The sequence below is a fragment of the Mycobacterium sp. genome, assembly GCF_965277065.1.
In the GTDB taxonomy this organism is placed as follows: Bacteria; Actinomycetota; Actinomycetes; order Mycobacteriales; family Mycobacteriaceae; genus Mycobacterium.
The window spans coordinates 67,292-83,257 of sequence record NZ_CBDIBT010000018.1; the positions used below are offsets into that span (position 1 = coordinate 67,292).

The window sequence follows — 15,966 nt, forward strand, 5'->3', positions numbered from 1 at the left end:
CGTGCGCTGTGGCCATGCGTTATGGCGCGCTATCGTAACAAATATCGTAAGGCTTCTGGTAGGGCCTGCAGTCGCGCACGACAGCGGTACTACGCAGTCAGCAGCGGTGCCATCCAGGTCAATTCGGCGGGCAACTGCGAACTCCAGAACGACCCGTCGTGGCCGCCCGGGGAGAAACCGCCCGCCGGCGGATGGGGTAATTGCGCGATGAACTGTTTGGTGGCGCCGTAGAACGGGTCGCTGTTGCCGCAGTCCACCCGGAGCGGGATGGATGCCAGGGCGGGCATCCCCAAGACCGAGTTCGCCGCAAAGTCGTCGGCGCCGTCGAAGGCGCCCGGGGCAGCGGCCCCCGACGACATCCACAGTGCCGGGCTCACCGCGCAGATCGCCGCGGTACGGCCCGGACCGAGTCGGCCGCCGAGTAGCAGGGCGCCGTAGCCCCCCATCGACCACCCTAGAAAACCAACCCGGGACGTATCCAGGCCCTGGCCGCCGAGCATCGGGATGAGTTCGTTCAGCACCATCGCGCCGCAGTCTTCGCCGGAAGCCTTTTTGTGCCAATAACTTCCGCCACCGTCGACGGCAACGACAGCGAACGGCGGCAGCCCGGCGGCGACCGCTTGGGCCAGCCCCTGCTCGACGCCGCCCTCCATCACGGTGGCGGCGCTGCTTCCCTTGCCATGCAGCGCGATGACCGGCCGCAGCGGTCTGCTCTGACCCGGCGGGCGGGCGATCGCCCAGTTGGTGGCGACACCGCCGCGCGCTGCCGAGACAAACGAACCGGTCACCATCGTCGGGGCCGGCGGCGGGTCTAGCGGCGGGGCCGGCGCCAACGGAAGGCCGGTGCCGGTCATCGCGACCGGAGGCGCCACCGGAGGCCGGCCGGGCAGCAAACGGTCCGCCGCGTAGACGCCGAGCGCCCCCGCCGCTGCGCCGGTGCCCAGGCGCAGCACAGCGCGACGACTCATCTCCGGCATGCGGGCCATCATAAAGCGCCGCCAGGGGTCAACGGCCCGCTGCGCGACTCTGAGTGGATTGGCCGAAAGCCCGATGCGGCACCTTTTCGGCTGGCACCATGTCCTAGGTGACAGCAGCAGTGGCTCCCGAGGGAGCCTTCGCTCCCGAGGTGACCGTCGCCGCGCCAGCCGTCGCCCCACCGGCGGCTGTTGTTGCTCCCAAGGCGGTTGTGGTGCCCAAGGGAGCCGTCACCCCGAAAGGCGAACGCCGGCGATATGCGCTGGTGAGCGCCGCAGCCGAATTGCTGCGCGAAGGCGGCTTCGAGGCCGTCCGGCACCGCGCCGTGGCGCGCCGCGCGGGTCTGCCGCTGGCCTCGACAACGTATTACTTCTCCAGCCTCGACGATCTGATCGCCAGCGCGGTGGCGCACATCGGGATGTTGGAGGTCGCCCAACTGCGGGCCCAGGTGGCCACGCTGTCCCGTCGACGCCGCAGCGCCGACAAGACGGCCGACCTGCTGGTGGAATTGCTCGTCGGCAGCGAATCCGAACCGCACCTGGCCGAGCAATTGATATCCCGCTACGAGCGGCACATCGCCTGCGCCAGGCTGCCCGGGCTGCGCGAGATTCAGCGCCGCACCATGCGTCAACGGGTCGACGCGGTCGCCGACGTCATCGAACGCTCGGGCCGATCGGTTCGCCCCGAACTGGTCTCCGCGCTGATCTGCACGATCGACGGCGCGGTGGTCTCGGCGTTGGTCGACGAGCTGCAGGACCCGTGCGCCGTGGCGCGTGCAACTGTGATTGATGTCATTGATGCGGTAGCGCCGTTCGACCGCCGGCCCGTGCACATCTGACCACGCTTCCGCTGAAATAGCTTGTCGCATCTTTCTTTAGCAGGACACATTTGCGGTCGGCGCAGTGTCGAGCTAACCCTCGAGCTGCTGGCGAATCGCGGTCAGCCCGCGCTGTGCCTCGTCGAGGAGGGCGGCGACCTGCGCGACGCGGACACGCAAGTCCTCGGTGTCGGTCTGCGGTGCCGACCGGCGGCGGCGGGCCGGCACGGCATCGGACGGCAGCGTCGGCGTGACGATGTAGCCTCCTCCGTAGTCGCCGTAGATGGTGACGTCTTCGGGCCGCTGGTACCAGAACAGCCCGACGTACGCGCACAGCACGGCGTCGACGGGATCCTCGTCGCGATCGAGTTGCACTGGCCGCGTGGCGGCTTCGACCCTCTTGCGCAATTCCACCCAGGACATGTTGTGGTTCACCCGCAGCCGCGGTGACGCATTGTCGAGCCCCTCGATCAGCGTCATCAACTGCAGCAGCTCGTGCTGACGCGATTCGAACGAACCCTTCTTGTATTTCAGGATTTTCTGCAGGCCGAACAACGCGATGGTCGCCGGGTGCGGGTACACCTCGATCGCGCGCCGCGGCGAACTCGACGCCGGATCCATGTCGAGCGTCAGCGCGGTCGCGATGCGGGCTGCGCGTGGGCGGGTGAGCGCGGAGTTGCCGGTGTTAGCCGGGTGGGCGCCGGCATCGAACCCGCGGAAGTCGCGGTTGAGCGCCGCCTCACACGGCCGGGACCCGGTCGGGTTGTTGACGACCAGCGGCGCATCGATGGCCACCAGGCAGTCGTTGCTGACATAGGGCTCGACCGCCGCTGCGATGCTCTCGTCATCGTGCGCGGCGCCGACGTGCAGCAACCGGCCATCGGCATCGACGACGGCGACACCGGTGTTGTTCTTCTCGCCCCAGGCGAGATCGAGCCCGACAAAGTGCATGGAGTCACTGTGCCTGATCCGCGTCCGGCGCGGCGCCGTTAAGCTTTGTGTTTGTGACAATCCCGAACGTGCTGGCCAACCGTTACGCCAGCGCCGAGATGGTGGCGATCTGGTCGCCGGAGGCCAAGATCGTCGCCGAGCGGCGGCTCTGGCTGGCGGTGTTGCGTGCGCAGACGGAATTGGGCGCGGGAGGCACTGCGGTTCCCGATGCGGCGATCGCCGACTACGAACGGGTGCTCGACGACGTCGACCTGGCCTCGATCGCCGCCCGCGAGCGGGTGACGCGCCACGACGTGAAGGCCCGCATCGAAGAGTTCAACGCGCTGGCCGGCCACGAACATGTGCACAAAGGCATGACCAGCCGCGACCTGACCGAGAACGTCGAGCAGCTACAGGTTCGCCGTTCGCTGGAATTGGTGTTTGCGCACGGGGTGGCCGTGGTCGCCCGGCTGGCCGAACGTGCGGCAACCTACCGCGACCTGGTGATGGCCGGACGCAGTCACAACGTCGCCGCGCAGGCCACCACGTTGGGCAAGCGGTTCGCCTCGGCCGCGCAGGAGACGTTGCTCGCGTTGACTCGACTGCGCGAGCTGATCGATCGCTATCCGCTGCGCGGAATCAAAGGCCCGATGGGCACCGCGCAGGACATGCTCGACCTGCTCGGCGGTGACGCGGCGAAGCTGGCCCAGTTGGAGGGCCGCATCGCCGAGTTCTTGGGATTTGCAACGGTTTTGACCAGCGTCGGACAGGTGTACCCGCGTTCACTCGACCACGATGTGGTGTCGGCCCTGGTCCAGCTCGGCGCTGGGCCGTCGTCGCTGGCACACACCATCCGGCTGATGGCCGGCCACGACCTCGTCACCGAAGGCTTCGCGCAAGGTCAGGTCGGCTCGTCGGCGATGCCGCACAAGATGAACACCCGCAGCTGCGAACGGGTCAACGGATTGCAAGTGATCCTGCGCGGGTACGGCTCGATGGCCGCCGAGCTCGCCGGGGCGCAGTGGAACGAAGGCGACGTCTTCTGCTCGGTGGTGCGTCGAGTTGCGTTGCCGGACAGCTTCTTCGCCGTCGACGGGCAGATCGAGACGATGCTGACCGTGCTCGACGAATTCGGCGCGTATCCCGCGGTGATCCAGCGCGAGCTAGATCGCTACCTGCCGTTCCTGGCCACCACCAAGGTGTTGATGGCCGCGGTGCGCGCCGGGGTGGGCCGGGAAACGGCGCACGAGGTGATCAAGGAGCACGCGGTCGCGGCGGCGCTGGCCATGCGCGAGCAGGGCGTTGAGCCGAATCTGCTGGACCGGTTGGCCGACGACTCGCGACTGCCGTTGGATCGCAACGCGATCGACGCCGCATTGGCCGACCGCAAGGCGTTCATCGGCGCCGCCGGTGATCAGGTCGATGCGGTCATCGCTGAGGTCGATGCACTGGTCGCCCGATATCCCGGCGCCGCGAAGTACGCGCCCGGCGCAATATTGTGACGCTCGCCGAGGTCGACTTCACCGATCTGGATAACTTCGACGGTGGCTTTCCGCACGACCTGTTCGCCGTCCATCGTCGCGACGCCCCGGTGTACTGGCACCATCCAACCGAGCACACCCCCGACGGCGAGGGCTTCTGGTCTGTAGCCTGCTACGCCGAAACCCTTGCGGTGCTGAAAGATCCGGTGGCCTTCTCGTCGGTGACCGGCGGCGACCGGCCTTTCGGCGGGACGCTGTTGCAGGATCTGTCAATCGCTGGTCAGGTGCTGAACATGACGGACAATCCACGGCATTCGCAGATCCGCCGGCTGGTCAGCTCGGGCCTGACGCCGCGGATGATCGGCCTGGTCGAAGACGACCTCCGGGCGCGGACCCGTCGGCTGCTGGACGCCGTGGTGCCGGGCGAGCCATTCGACTTCCTGGTCGACATCGCCGCCGAGCTGCCGATGCAGATGATCTGCATTCTGCTGGGAGTGCCCGAGTCCGAACGGCATTGGCTGTTCGAAGCCATCGAGCCGCAGTTCGACTTCGGTGGATCGCGCACCGCCGCCCTGTCGCAGTTGTCGGCCGAGGAGGCCGGCTCGCGGATGTACACCTACGGCCAGGAGTTGATCGCGTCGAAGCGTGCGCAGCCGACCGACGACATGTTGTCGGTCGTTGCCAACGCGGCTCTTGACGCCGCTGACGAGCCGGCGATGTCCGACCTCGAGCTGTATCTGTTCTTCAGCCTGCTGTTCAGTGCCGGCGCCGAGACGACCCGCAATGCGGTCGCCGGCGGACTGCTGGCGCTGGCCGAACATCCGAAGCAATTGCGCGTGCTGTGTGAGGATTTGGCGGGGCTGCCCACCGCGGTCGAGGAGATGGTCCGCTGGACCTCGCCGTCACCGTCCAAGCGGCGCACCGCCACGCGCGACGTAGTGCTCGGCGGCGCCTCGATCACGGCGGGGCAGAAGGTGCAGATCTGGGAGGGCTCGGCCAATCGCGATGCGCGGGTCTTCGACGCTGCCGACGAATTCGACATCACGCGAAAGCCCAACCCGCACCTGGGTTTCGGGCAGGGTGTGCATTACTGCCTGGGCGCCAACCTGGCCCGGCTGGAACTGCGGGTGCTCTTCGAAGAACTGCTGACCCGTTTCGAGTGCGTGCGGGTGGTGTGTGACGTCGAGTGGACCCGCAGCAACCGGCACACCGGGATCCGGCACCTCGTCGTCGACATGCGCTAGCGCGTCCTGACCGCCATTCCCGCGGACCGCAATTCGATGGCGGCCAGACCATGGATGGCGTGCGGGTCCCCGGCGCGCCACGCACCGACCGGGTCGGCAGTGACGGCGGTCAGCCGGCCGAGTGGCCGGTTGGCCAACGCGCGCAACGCCAGTAGCTGTGCACCGGCCGGAGTCGCGGCCAGCGCGCCGACGGTCAGCTTGCGCCGGACGAACCGGATCCGCAGCACCAGCCAGGGCACGACCACTCCAAGCGTCGGTGGCGCCGCAACGGCCAGCGCCAGCACGATGGCCAGCCAGCTCGCGGTGGTGTCCAGGCTATGGCCGGCGCCGGCGATCTCGAGCGCGGCCCTACTCGCCGCGGTGAGCGGCTCGCTGACGGCGCTGCCGACCAGCGGGATGTGGTCGGCGCTGTGGCCGGCCGACTTCAGGCTGTCGGCGACACCGTCCGCACCGCCCTGGACCTGACGACCCACCTCGGCGATCGTCGACACCGCGGTGTGAACAGCCAGGCCGATGAGCACCCACACGAAACTCCAGAGGACCACGACGGTGTCGATGAACAACTGAGTCATCAGTCGACCCGGGGTGTTGGCGTAGGGGATGAACCGCGATTTCATATCCCGATCGTGCCGCTTCTGGCCTTCCCGGTCGAGATCCACGCGACCATCTAGGTCTTGCGCACGGACGCGACCAACACTCCGAGAACGCCGATCACGGGGATGCTGACTTGCCAGACCGTCAGCACGAGGATCGGTCCCCAAAGCGTGAGGTCCAGAATGAACAGTCGTAAGTAGTCACCTGAAGGGGTGTGTCCAGTGTCGTTGTGGGTGGCGATGGCACCGATGTACAGGCCAAACCCCACTATCACTGACCCTGCCACTGCGACCGCGACGACGGACCATAAGACCCGCCAGATAGACGGCTTGGCGAAACAGAGACGATTCATCGTCCCGTTCCTACGGTTGGGATTCCGCCCTGGAAAGGGTTGATCAGTTGGGTTGTATGACTGACGAATGGATCATCGAAGAACGGCAAAGCGTTGTACGGCATGGCGTTTTCCAACTCCCATTTCCAGTCAGGCATATCAGGACGAACAGCTGGAATTGTGGCGTCGCCAACCCAATGGTGGCGCATCAGACTGGTCGCTGGACCCCACTCGCCGCCCGTACTCGCGGGGTTCCATTGCCGTTGTGCGGCGGGAAGTCCTTCGCGGTACTGATAGCTTTCCATGCTGGGATAGACCGTCGCATTCCCTCCGAGAGCTACCGTTCCGTCAGCTTGCGGACTAAGGGTAATGCGCCCATTGACCGTCATTCGTGAGTCTGTCGCTAGAGGCATCTCATAAGAGTCGTGGGCGTTGTAGTCGATTGTCATCCTGCCGTCCGGTGCTTGGACAACGTGCACGTTTGGCACGGCGGAAGCAGCGCCTCCGCGTTGACCATCGACCGTGGCGGTTGGGTTCTGGCGAACGACGATGACGCCGTGCTCGTAGTCCACGAACATCGAGACGCGGGACGCTTCGGGGTCCGCCGTCGCGCTCGGGCCGCGATTGTCACCGAAGTTCCTTGGCATTAAGCGCCCGTCAGCCAGGTCTTGCGCATCTTTGGCTGTGTTCATCACTTGGTTGGCGGGGATGAACAGATTTGTTCGCACAACGCCTTTGCCTGGTTGGGGTGTGAACCTTCCCGCAACGATTTGCGGTGGTACCTCGTGGTCCTTCGGTAAGTAGCTGTGCGGGTCGAGCGCAGCAGCCATGCGCCAGTCGTTGGCGCTTACGGGGTCACGCCCGTACACCTTCTTGAACGCATCTTTCTCGTTGTGGCCGCGCTCGCTGCCGGGGTCCGTGTCCCCGCCCGGTTGCCCGTCGACTTCACGACCGGAGGGGCTGAACGGGGTGGGCGCATTACCCTCAGCCATGTTGATTGCGGCTGCTAGCTCCGCGTCAACAGCGTTGGCCTCGGCCAAGATCTTGTCCAATCGTGGCTGTAGCTGCATTTCGGCGATGACGGCTTCCATAGGTGGACCGTTGAAAGTCGAACTCGGGATTACTTTGTTTGTCAGTTGGTCGATCGTCATGTGCAGCCCATTGGCATCGGCGAGCAGCGTGCGTAATTCGGACTGCACGTGCTCGATGTCATCCGCAGCTTTTCCCGCCGCTCGGGCGACTGCCAGTGCCTCGGTCCCGTGGGCGTCAAGGTCTTGGCGGATCAAGGCATTTGCGTGCTTCCTGGCCTCCGCCGTGGCTCCCTCCCAGGCGTCGAACACCGCCAGCGAACTGAGTTGACGGGAGGCCTCCAAAGTCGCTTGCCCGCGCGCGTTGCTCGCGTGGAAGACCTCGCGTACCGCCTCGGCGCTCCACCGGCCGATATCGGCTACCGTCAACGTCACTGGCAAGTCCGAACCTTCTGCCTCGCGGCCAGCAGCACGGCACGCAACGTCCCAGCGTTATCGCGCCCCATCGCCAAGTCGATCTCGTCGTTGTTATTCAGGGTCAGAGTGTGCGCCCCGACCGTGGTTAGCGGCCTGCGCGAATGCCCCAAACGGGTCGCCATCTTCGCCAAGGCGTCCAGATCAATCCGAAATCTCTCGCCGAACCACACGTCCATCACCTCGCAGCAAGATTCGCTGACTATCCCTTGACAGCCAGGAATGTTAGGCGCAAGTCAATGACCGATCGGGAACCGGCCGATGCACACCCGCGCCGGCAAGCACGTCGGATCGAAGTCCGACGCCTCGGTCTCAGCTGTCCTCTGGACCAGCTTATTCAATAGCGGTCAGGTGATCGAGGTCGGCAGGTCGGCTTTCTGTCGACAGCTAGGCTGTCCCGATGGGTCGTCCTGCTCTGTCCGACTACCAGCACCTGGCCAGTGGCAAAGTCCGCGAGCTGTACCGCATCGATGACGCTCACCTGTTGTTCGTCGCATCGGACCGGATTTCGGCGTTCGATTACGTGCTCGACAGCCTGATCCCCGACAAGGGTCGCATCCTGACCGCAATGAGTGTGTTCTTCTTCGGCCTCGTCGACGCACCCAACCACCTGGCCGGCCCACCGGACGACCCGCGTATTCCCAACGACGTTCTCGGCCGGGCGCTGATGGTGCGCCAGCTCGAGATGATGCCCGTGGAATGCGTGGCCCGCGGCTATCTGACCGGCTCGGGACTGCTGGATTATCAGCAAAGCGGCAAGGTCTGCGGGATCACGCTGCCGCCGGGCCTGGTCGAAGCCAGCAGATTCGCCACGCCGTTGTTCACCCCGGCGACGAAAGCCGAACTGGGAGAACACGATGAGAACATCTCATTCCCTCAGGTGATCACGATGGTCGGCGGAGTGCGCGCAAACCAGTTGCGCGACCGAACCTTACAGACTTATGTGCAGGCGGCCGATCACGCGCTGACGAAGGGAATCATCATCGCTGACACCAAGTTCGAGTTCGGCGTCGACGCCACTGGCAACATGGTGTTGGCTGACGAAGTCTTCACCCCTGACTCCTCCCGGTACTGGCCTGCCGCTCAGTACCGGGTCGGGGAAGTCCAGAACAGCTTCGACAAGCAGTTCGTCCGCAATTGGCTGATCGGTCCCGAGTCGGGGTGGGACCGCGGCGGGTCAGAGCCTCCACCCCCGCTGCCGGACAGCATCATCGATGCCACACGCGCACGTTATATCGAAGCCTACGAACGCATCTCCGGACTGCGGTTCGACGACTGGATCGGTCCGGCCGCATGACGCGGCCGCCGATCGCCAAGCGGGTCGACTCGAGGCGGGAGTTTCACGGTGACGTGTTCATCGACCCCTACGAGTGGCTGCGGGACAAGTCCAGCCCCGAGGTTCTGAACTATCTGGAGGCGGAGAACGAGTACGCCGATCAGGCGACCGCCCCACTCGAGCCGTTGCGGCAGAAGATCTTCGATGAGATCAAGGCCCGAACCAAGGAGACCGACCTCTCGGTGCCGGTTCGTCGTGGCGACTGGTGGTACTACGGGCGCAGCTTCGAGGGCATGCAGTACGGTGTCCAATGCCGTTGTCCGGTGACCGATCCGAGCGACTGGAAGCCGCCGGTTCTCGACGAGCACACAGAGATTCCCGGTCAGCAGGTGCTGCTCGATGAGAACGTCGAAGCCGAGGGGCACGACTTCTTCTCACTCGGGGCGGCCAGTCTGAGCCCCGACGGAAACGTGTTGGCCTACTCCGTCGACGTAGTCGGCGACGAGCGATACACGTTGAGGTTCAGGAATCTTCGCACCGGCGAGCAGTATCCGGATGAGATCGTCGGCATCGGCGCGGGAGCCACCTGGGGCACCGACAACCAGACCGTCTACTACGTCACCGTCGACGCCGCATGGCGTCCCGACACGGTGTGGCGGCACCGGTTGGCGTCCGGCCTTGCGGCCGAGAAGGTCTACCACGAACCCGACGAGAAGTATTGGCTCGCGGTGGGGCGAACCCGCAGCGACAAGTACGTGCTGATCGCGGCGGGATCGGCGATCACCTCGGAAGTTCGCTACGCAGACGCCGCCGACCCGGACGCCGAGTTCCGGACGGTGCTGCCGCGCCGCGACGGCATCGAGTACTCGGTGGAGCACGCCATCGTCGGCGGGCAGGATCGATTCCTGATCCTGCACAACGAGAACGCGGTGAACTTCATGCTGGCCGACGCTCCGGTCGAGGACCCCACCGCTCAGCGCACCCTGATCGAACACCGCGACGACGTGCGACTAGACGGCGTCGATGCATTCGCCGGCCACCTGGTGGTCAGCTATCGCGGGGCGGCTCTGCCGCGAATCCAATTGTGGCCCACCGACGGTCACGACTACGGTCGGCCCGAAGAGATCTCCTTCGATTCGGAGCTGATGTCGGCAGGCCTGGGCGCCAACCCGAACTGGGACTCGCCCAAGCTGCGAGTCGGCGCTGGATCTTTCGTCACGCCGGTCCGGATCTACGACCTCGACCTGGTCACCGGTGAGCGCACCCTGTTGCGTGAGCAGCCGGTGGTGGGGGATTACCGTCGCGAAGACTACGTCGAACGCCGTGAATGGGCGCAGGCTGCCGACGGAACCAAGATCCCGATCTCGATCGTGCACCGCGCCGACATCGAATTCCCGGCTCCGGCATTGGTATACGGATACGGCGCCTACGAGATCTGCGAGGACCCGCGGTTTTCCATTGCGCGACTCTCGCTGCTGGACCGCGGCATGGTCTTTGCCGTCGCGCACGTTCGCGGCGGTGGCGAGATGGGCCGGCTGTGGTACGAGCACGGCAAGCTGCTCGAGAAGAAGAACACCTTCACCGATTTCATCGCTGTCGGACAGCATCTCGTCGACAGGGGCCAGAGCCGCCCGCAGCAGTTGGTGGCGCTGGGCGGAAGCGCCGGTGGGTTGCTGATGGGAGCAGTGGCCAACTTGGCGCCTGATCTCTTCGCGGGCATCCTGGCGCAGGTGCCGTTCGTCGATCCGCTGACAACAATCCTCGACCCGTCGCTTCCGCTGACCGTCACCGAATGGGACGAATGGGGAAACCCGTTGAGTGACAGCGATGTCTACCACTACATGAAGTCCTATTCGCCGTACGAGAACGTTTCGGCGCAGAACTATCCGGCCATCCTGGCGATGACGTCTCTGCACGACACCCGGGTCTATTATGTCGAGCCTGCCAAATGGGTTGCCGCACTGCGTCATACTAGCGCCGGCGGGAATCCGGTGCTACTGAAGACCCAGATGACCGCCGGCCACGGCGGTATCAGCGGTCGCTACGAGCGCTGGAAAGAGACCGCCTACCAATACGCCTGGCTGTTGGCGGCCGCCGATCGCGACCACTACGGCAGCGGCCAGGTAGACGATCTGCTCAGCGGCTCGCCGGGGTAACTCGGCTAGACGGGCACCGCGGCTTGGGCCCGGCCGGGTGGCGGCGGCCTGTTGGGCAGGAACGCCACTGGCACAAGCGTCAGCGCCACCACGACGATCGCCACCACCAAGACCAGGGTGTAGGCATGGCTGAGGTCATGCATCAGCCGAAGGGTGAAGTCGGCCGAGACGTCCTGATGCGTCGGCGCCGGTGCCCCGTGCTTGGTGAATTTGCCTTTTAGGATCCCGAGTTTCTCGGCGGTACCGACGGTTTCGCTGCGGTTGAACTGGCTGGTCAAGATCACCGACATCATCGCGGTGCCGACCGCCACGGCGACGTGCTGATTGACGCTGAGCAGGGTCGACCCGCGGGCCACCTCGTTGGGCGCCAACGTCTGAACCGCCGCGCCGGACAACGGTGTCAGAGTGCAACCCAGGCCGATACCGGTGGCCACCAGACCGATCAGCAAGATCGGCAGGTAGTCCGCGTGTTGCCATGCGCCATAAGCGAATACGCTCAGTCCGGTGACGATCGCCGCGATGCCGACCAGCAACACGTTCCTGGGCCCACGCTTGTCCATCAGGGTGCCGGCCAGCGGCATGGTCAGCATCGCGCCGAGTCCCTGCGGGATCAACTGCAGGCCGGATTGCAGCGGTGTCTCGTGCAGTAGTTGCTGGAGATAGCTGGGCACCACCAGAACGGCGCCGAAGAACCCGACGGAGAACGCGAACATCGCGGCATTGGACAGCGTCACCGCGGGATTCTTGAACAGCGCCAGGTCGATGAGCGGATGGTCGGCGCGGTGCAGGGCATGGACCACAAACGTCGTGATCAACCCGATGCCGATCAGCCCCGGTATCCAAACCCGGTTGTCGGTGAAGCTGTCATGCCGCGGTACCGACGATATGCCGAACAGCAGCAAGGCCAATCCCGGTGACAGTAAGAGCATTCCGACGAAGTCGAAGGCCTCCGAGGGGCGAGGCCGATCCTTCGGAAAGATCGACGCCGCGAGCACGAACAGGATCGCACCGACCGGCAGGTTGATCCGGAAGATCCATTCCCAGCCGTAGGCGCTGATCAGCCAGCCGCCGAGCACCGGACCGGCCATCGGGGCGAGGAGCATCGGGATGCCGAGCACCGCCATTAATCTGCCGAGGCGTCGCGGGCCGGCCTCGCGGGTCAAGATGATCAGGGTCAACGGCACCAGCATGCCGCCGCCCAGGCCTTGAATCACCCGAAATGCGATGAGCTGATTAATGTTCGATGCCATCGAGCACAGCAGCGACGCCAAGGTGAACCAGAGCGCCGCGCCCATGAAGAGCCGCTTGGTGCCGAACCGGTCGGAGGCCCAGCCGGCCAGCGGAATCACGGTGGCCTGCCCGAGGGTGTAGCCCGTGATCGTCCACGCGACGACGGCCTGGGTGGAACTGAACTCCGCGATGAAGGTGCGCTGAGCGACGCTGACGACCGTGCCGTCGAGGAGCGCCATCACCGAGGCGAGGATGCAGACTCCAGCGATCCTCAGAAGCCCGACATCGAGCGAATCGGGATAGTCGACGTCCGCCGCGGTGTCGGTCGGCGGTGCCGGGGTAGAAACCATATTCGCCACCCTAACGACAAGATAGCTAGACGATCAACATAAGTTCCGGAGGGTGCGATGCAGGTAGCCGACTATGACTGTGACCGAGATCGCTCTGACCGGCCTGGGTGGCGGTTCCCTGTCGCTGGCCGACTACCACGACCGTGCCGTCCTGGTGGTCAATGTGGCGTCCAAGTGCGGCCTGACCCCGCAATATGCCGCGCTCGAGCAGCTTGCGCGTGACTACGGCGAGCGCGGGCTCACCGTCCTCGGAGTTCCGTGCAACCAGTTCATGGGGCAGGAGCCCGGCACCGCCGAGGAGATCCAGACGTTCTGCTCCACCACGTACGGCGTGACATTTCCGCTACTGGCGAAAACTGAGGTCAACGGGCCGGACCGGCATCCGCTCTACGCCGAACTGACCAAGACGCCCGACGCCGACGGCGCGGCCGGTGACGTGCAGTGGAACTTCGAGAAGTTCTTGATCGCGCCCGGCGGAGCGGTGGTCAACCGATTCCGCCCGCAGACGGTGCCCGACGCACCCGAGGTGATCGCGGCCGTCGAGGCCGTGCTGCCGAAATAGCTGGTCGGCGGGGCGAACTGACGCTTTCTGTCCGCGTGTACGTCACTATCTGGACATCTGACATCGTCAAAATTGAGGTGTGTCTGGGAAGTTGATCGTTTCGGTGTCCGGGATCCGCGAACGCACCTTGGATGACGTCGCGGAATTCTGCGCGAAGATGGACGCCCGTTCGGTGCCGGTGTCGCTACTGGTCGCCCCGCGCCTGAAGGGCGGCTATCGGCTGGATCGTGACCCGGTGACCGTCGAATGGCTGACCCGCCGGCGAGCCGCCGGAGACGCCATCCTGCTCAACGGTTACGACGATGCGGCGACCAAGAAGCGCCGCGGCGAATTCGCCACGCTGCCTGCGCATGAAGCGAATCTGCGGCTGGTGGCCGCCGACCGGGTGCTCGAACATCTCGGGCTGCGAACCCGACTCTTCGCGGCACCGCGCTGGACCGCATCACCAGGCACCGTTAACGCGCTGCCGCGCAACGGTTTCCGTCTCCTTGCGGATCTGCACGAGATCACCGACCTGGTCCGGCAGACGACCGTGCGGGCGCGGGTGCTGGGCATCGGGGAAGGGTTCCTGTCCGAGCCGTGGTGGTGCCGGATGCTGGTGCTGTCGGCCGAGCGTGTGGCGCGCCGTGACGGCATCGTCCGGGTCGCGGTGGCGGCCAGCCATCTGCGCAAACCCGGGCCGCTGCAAGGGATGCTGGACGCCGTCGATCTGGCCCGGCTGCAAGGATGCGAACCCACCGTGTACCAGTGGCGGGCGGATCAGGCGATACTCGACGCGGCCTGACCGTTTCGGTCGCTACTGTGTAGCGCCATGAGCGATACCCAAGCTGATGTCATCGTCGTCGGGGCCGGCCTGGCCGGCCTGGTGGCCGCCTGCGAGGTGGTCGAGCGTGGCAAACGGGTAGTGATCGTCGACCAGGAGAACAGCGCCAACCTCGGCGGGCAGGCATTCTGGTCTTTCGGCGGCTTGTTCTTCGTCGACAGTCTCGAGCAGCGTCGGCTCGGTGTCCACGACAGCTACGAGCTCGCACTGCAGGACTGGCTGGGCACCGCGGCGTTCGACCGGCAAGAGGACTACTGGCCCAAGCAGTGGGCCCATGCCTACGTCGATTTCGCGGCCGGCGAGAAGCGCAGCTGGCTGCGCGACCGGGGCCTGAAGATCTTCCCGTTGGTGGGCTGGGCCGAGCGGGGCGGCTACGGCGCTCAGGGACATGGCAATTCGGTGCCGCGCTTCCACATCACCTGGGGAACCGGGCCGGCCATCGTCGAGATCTTCGCGCGCAGACTCCTCGACCATCCGAACGTGCGGTTCGCGTACCGGCATCAGGTCGACGAACTGATCGTCGACGGCGACGCGGTGACCGGAGTTCGGGGCAGCGTGCTGGAACCGTCGTCGGAGCCGCGCGGAGTCACGTCATCGCGAAACATATTCGGCGAGTTCGAGTTTCGTGCTGAAGCAGTGATCGTCAGCAGCGGCGGCATCGGCGGCAACCACGACTTGGTGCGGGCCAACTGGCCCACCCGGATGGGTCGGGTTCCCGAGCGGATGCTGGCCGGAGTGCCCGCCCACGTCGACGGCCGGATGATCGCGATCACCCAGAAGGCCGGCGCCCGGGTGATCAACCCGGACCGGATGTGGCACTACACCGAAGGCATCACGAACTACGATCCGATCTGGCCGATGCACGGTATCCGGATCATCCCGGGCCCGTCCTCGCTGTGGCTGGACGGCACCGGCAAGCGACTGCCGGTGCCGCTGTATCCCGGCTTCGACACCCTAGGAACCCTGGAGTACATCGCGAAGTCGGGCTACGACTACACCTGGTTTGTGCTGAACGCCAAGATCATTGGCAAGGAGTTCGGTCTGTCCGGCCAGGAGCAGAACCCGGACCTGACGAGCCGCAGCGTCCGGCAACTGCTGGCGTCGCGGGCCGGATCGGGTGCGCCGGGCCCGGTGCAGGCCTTCGTGGATCGCGGTGTCGACTTCGTCACCGCAAAGTCGTTGCGCGAGTTGGTGTCCGCGATGAACGCATTGCCGGACGTGGCGCCGCTGGATTACGCGACGGTCGCCGAGGAGGTCACCGCCCGCGACCGTGAGGTGGCGAACAAATTCAGCAAGGACGGCCAGATCACCGCGATTCGCGCGGCCCGCGCGTTCCTGGGCGACAAGCTGGGTCGGGTGGTTGCGCCGCACCCTCTGCTGGATCCGAAGGCCGGGCCGCTGGTCGCGGTCAAGCTGCATATCTTGACGCGAAAAACGTTGGGCGGGTTGGAGACCGACCTGGATTCCCGGGTGCTGGGGGCCGACGGAACACCACTGAGCGGGTTGTACGCGGCCGGCGAGGTGGCCGGCTTCGGCGGCGGCGGCGTACATGGCTATCGGGCGCTGGAGGGCACGTTTCTCGGCGGCTGCATTTTCTCCGGCCGCGCGGCGGGCCGCGGTGCGGCCGCCGACATCGCCTAGTTTTCCCGGCGAGCAGTCGCAAAATCGCACGCCAGCCGCCGCGGCAACGCGATT

At 65.6% G+C, this 15,966-nt stretch carries 14 protein-coding genes; 8 read left to right on the forward strand and 6 right to left on the reverse strand.

Annotated elements, in window-relative coordinates; genetic code table 11:
* Positions 1–89: 89 nt before the first annotated feature.
* Entirely contained in the window at positions 90–989 is a 900-nt protein-coding gene (locus tag ACQY5A_RS11705; RefSeq protein WP_428340549.1) for an alpha/beta hydrolase-fold protein, read from the reverse strand.
* 197 nt (positions 990–1,186) lie between these two features.
* Here ACQY5A_RS11705 and ACQY5A_RS11710 point away from each other — a divergent pair, with 197 nt between their 5' ends.
* Positions 1,187–1,813 carry a TetR/AcrR family transcriptional regulator gene (locus ACQY5A_RS11710; RefSeq protein WP_428341482.1) on the forward strand — a complete coding sequence of 209 codons (627 nt, stop codon included), beginning with the start codon at positions 1,187–1,189 and terminating at the stop codon, positions 1,811–1,813.
* 72 nt (positions 1,814–1,885) lie between these two features.
* Here the strand turns inward: ACQY5A_RS11710 and ACQY5A_RS11715 are convergent, their stop codons facing one another.
* The gene (locus tag ACQY5A_RS11715; protein ID WP_428340550.1) at positions 1,886–2,743 is read right to left on the reverse strand and encodes a DUF429 domain-containing protein; all 858 of its coding nucleotides are present in this window, start codon (positions 2,741–2,743) and stop codon (positions 1,886–1,888) included.
* Between the two features lie 53 nt (positions 2,744–2,796).
* On the opposite strand from ACQY5A_RS11715, the gene purB reads away from it, so the two are divergent.
* Together purB and ACQY5A_RS11725 are read left to right on the forward strand one after the other, a co-directional pair.
* Complete coding sequence (gene purB / locus ACQY5A_RS11720; protein WP_428340551.1) at positions 2,797–4,224, forward strand: adenylosuccinate lyase; 1,428 nt, start codon at positions 2,797–2,799, stop codon at positions 4,222–4,224.
* The gene (locus ACQY5A_RS11725) at positions 4,221–5,447 is read left to right on the forward strand and encodes a cytochrome P450 (protein WP_428340552.1); all 1,227 of its coding nucleotides are present in this window, start codon (positions 4,221–4,223) and stop codon (positions 5,445–5,447) included. The genes purB and ACQY5A_RS11725 overlap by 4 nt, the downstream gene beginning before the upstream one ends.
* On the opposite strand, the gene ACQY5A_RS11730 is transcribed toward ACQY5A_RS11725, so the two are convergent.
* The 3 genes from ACQY5A_RS11730 to ACQY5A_RS11740 form a co-directional block, all read right to left on the reverse strand.
* Positions 5,444–6,064 (reverse strand): hypothetical protein, encoded by a 621-nt coding sequence (locus tag ACQY5A_RS11730; RefSeq protein WP_428340553.1) that lies wholly within the window; start codon positions 6,062–6,064, stop codon positions 5,444–5,446. The genes ACQY5A_RS11725 and ACQY5A_RS11730 overlap by 4 nt on opposite strands.
* Before the next feature lie 50 nt (positions 6,065–6,114).
* The gene (locus ACQY5A_RS11735) at positions 6,115–6,309 is read right to left on the reverse strand and encodes a hypothetical protein (protein ID WP_428340554.1); all 195 of its coding nucleotides are present in this window, start codon (positions 6,307–6,309) and stop codon (positions 6,115–6,117) included.
* Between the two features lie 80 nt (positions 6,310–6,389).
* Complete coding sequence (locus ACQY5A_RS11740) at positions 6,390–7,835, reverse strand: hypothetical protein (RefSeq protein WP_428340555.1); 1,446 nt, start codon at positions 7,833–7,835, stop codon at positions 6,390–6,392.
* Positions 7,836–8,274: 439 nt separating this feature from the next.
* Between ACQY5A_RS11740 and ACQY5A_RS11745 the strand changes: the two genes are divergently transcribed.
* Positions 8,275–9,171, forward strand: a complete 897-nt coding sequence (locus tag ACQY5A_RS11745) for a phosphoribosylaminoimidazolesuccinocarboxamide synthase (protein ID WP_428340556.1) — start codon at positions 8,275–8,277, stop codon at positions 9,169–9,171.
* Positions 9,168–11,306, forward strand: coding sequence for a S9 family peptidase (locus tag ACQY5A_RS11750; RefSeq protein ID WP_428340557.1), 2,139 nt, complete (start codon positions 9,168–9,170; stop codon positions 11,304–11,306). Before ACQY5A_RS11745 ends, ACQY5A_RS11750 begins: the two co-directional genes overlap by 4 nt.
* Positions 11,307–11,311: 5 nt before the next feature.
* Here the strand turns inward: ACQY5A_RS11750 and ACQY5A_RS11755 are convergent, their stop codons facing one another.
* Entirely contained in the window at positions 11,312–12,886 is a 1,575-nt protein-coding gene (locus ACQY5A_RS11755) for a DHA2 family efflux MFS transporter permease subunit (RefSeq protein WP_428340558.1), read from the reverse strand.
* Between the two features lie 73 nt (positions 12,887–12,959).
* On the opposite strand from ACQY5A_RS11755, the gene ACQY5A_RS11760 reads away from it, so the two are divergent.
* From ACQY5A_RS11760 to ACQY5A_RS11770, 3 genes are all read left to right on the forward strand, one after another.
* Complete coding sequence (locus ACQY5A_RS11760; RefSeq protein ID WP_428340559.1) at positions 12,960–13,448, forward strand: glutathione peroxidase; 489 nt, start codon at positions 12,960–12,962, stop codon at positions 13,446–13,448.
* A 79-nt stretch (positions 13,449–13,527) separates the two neighbouring features.
* On the forward strand, positions 13,528–14,232 hold the full coding sequence (locus ACQY5A_RS11765; protein WP_428340560.1) for a DUF2334 domain-containing protein: 705 nt from the start codon (positions 13,528–13,530) through the stop codon (positions 14,230–14,232).
* 27 nt (positions 14,233–14,259) lie between these two features.
* Positions 14,260–15,912: an FAD-binding dehydrogenase gene (locus ACQY5A_RS11770; protein ID WP_428340561.1), complete on the forward strand. Its 1,653-nt coding sequence runs from the start codon at positions 14,260–14,262 to the stop codon at positions 15,910–15,912.
* Positions 15,913–15,966: the final 54 nt, after the last annotated feature.

Coding starts and splice junctions, on each gene's coding strand:
- ACQY5A_RS11705 (WP_428340549.1), bottom strand. CDS start 989: ATGATGGCCCGCATGCCGGAGATGAGTCGTCGCGCTGTGCTGCGCCTG.
- ACQY5A_RS11715 (WP_428340550.1), bottom strand. CDS start 2,743: ATGCACTTTGTCGGGCTCGATCTCGCCTGGGGCGAGAAGAACAACACC.
- ACQY5A_RS11730 (WP_428340553.1), bottom strand. CDS start 6,064: ATGAAATCGCGGTTCATCCCCTACGCCAACACCCCGGGTCGACTGATG.
- ACQY5A_RS11745 (WP_428340556.1), top strand. CDS start 8,275: ATGGGTCGTCCTGCTCTGTCCGACTACCAGCACCTGGCCAGTGGCAAA.
- ACQY5A_RS11750 (WP_428340557.1), top strand. CDS start 9,168: ATGACGCGGCCGCCGATCGCCAAGCGGGTCGACTCGAGGCGGGAGTTT.
- ACQY5A_RS11755 (WP_428340558.1), bottom strand. CDS start 12,886: ATGGTTTCTACCCCGGCACCGCCGACCGACACCGCGGCGGACGTCGAC.
- ACQY5A_RS11760 (WP_428340559.1), top strand. CDS start 12,960: ATGACTGTGACCGAGATCGCTCTGACCGGCCTGGGTGGCGGTTCCCTG.
- ACQY5A_RS11770 (WP_428340561.1), top strand. CDS start 14,260: ATGAGCGATACCCAAGCTGATGTCATCGTCGTCGGGGCCGGCCTGGCC.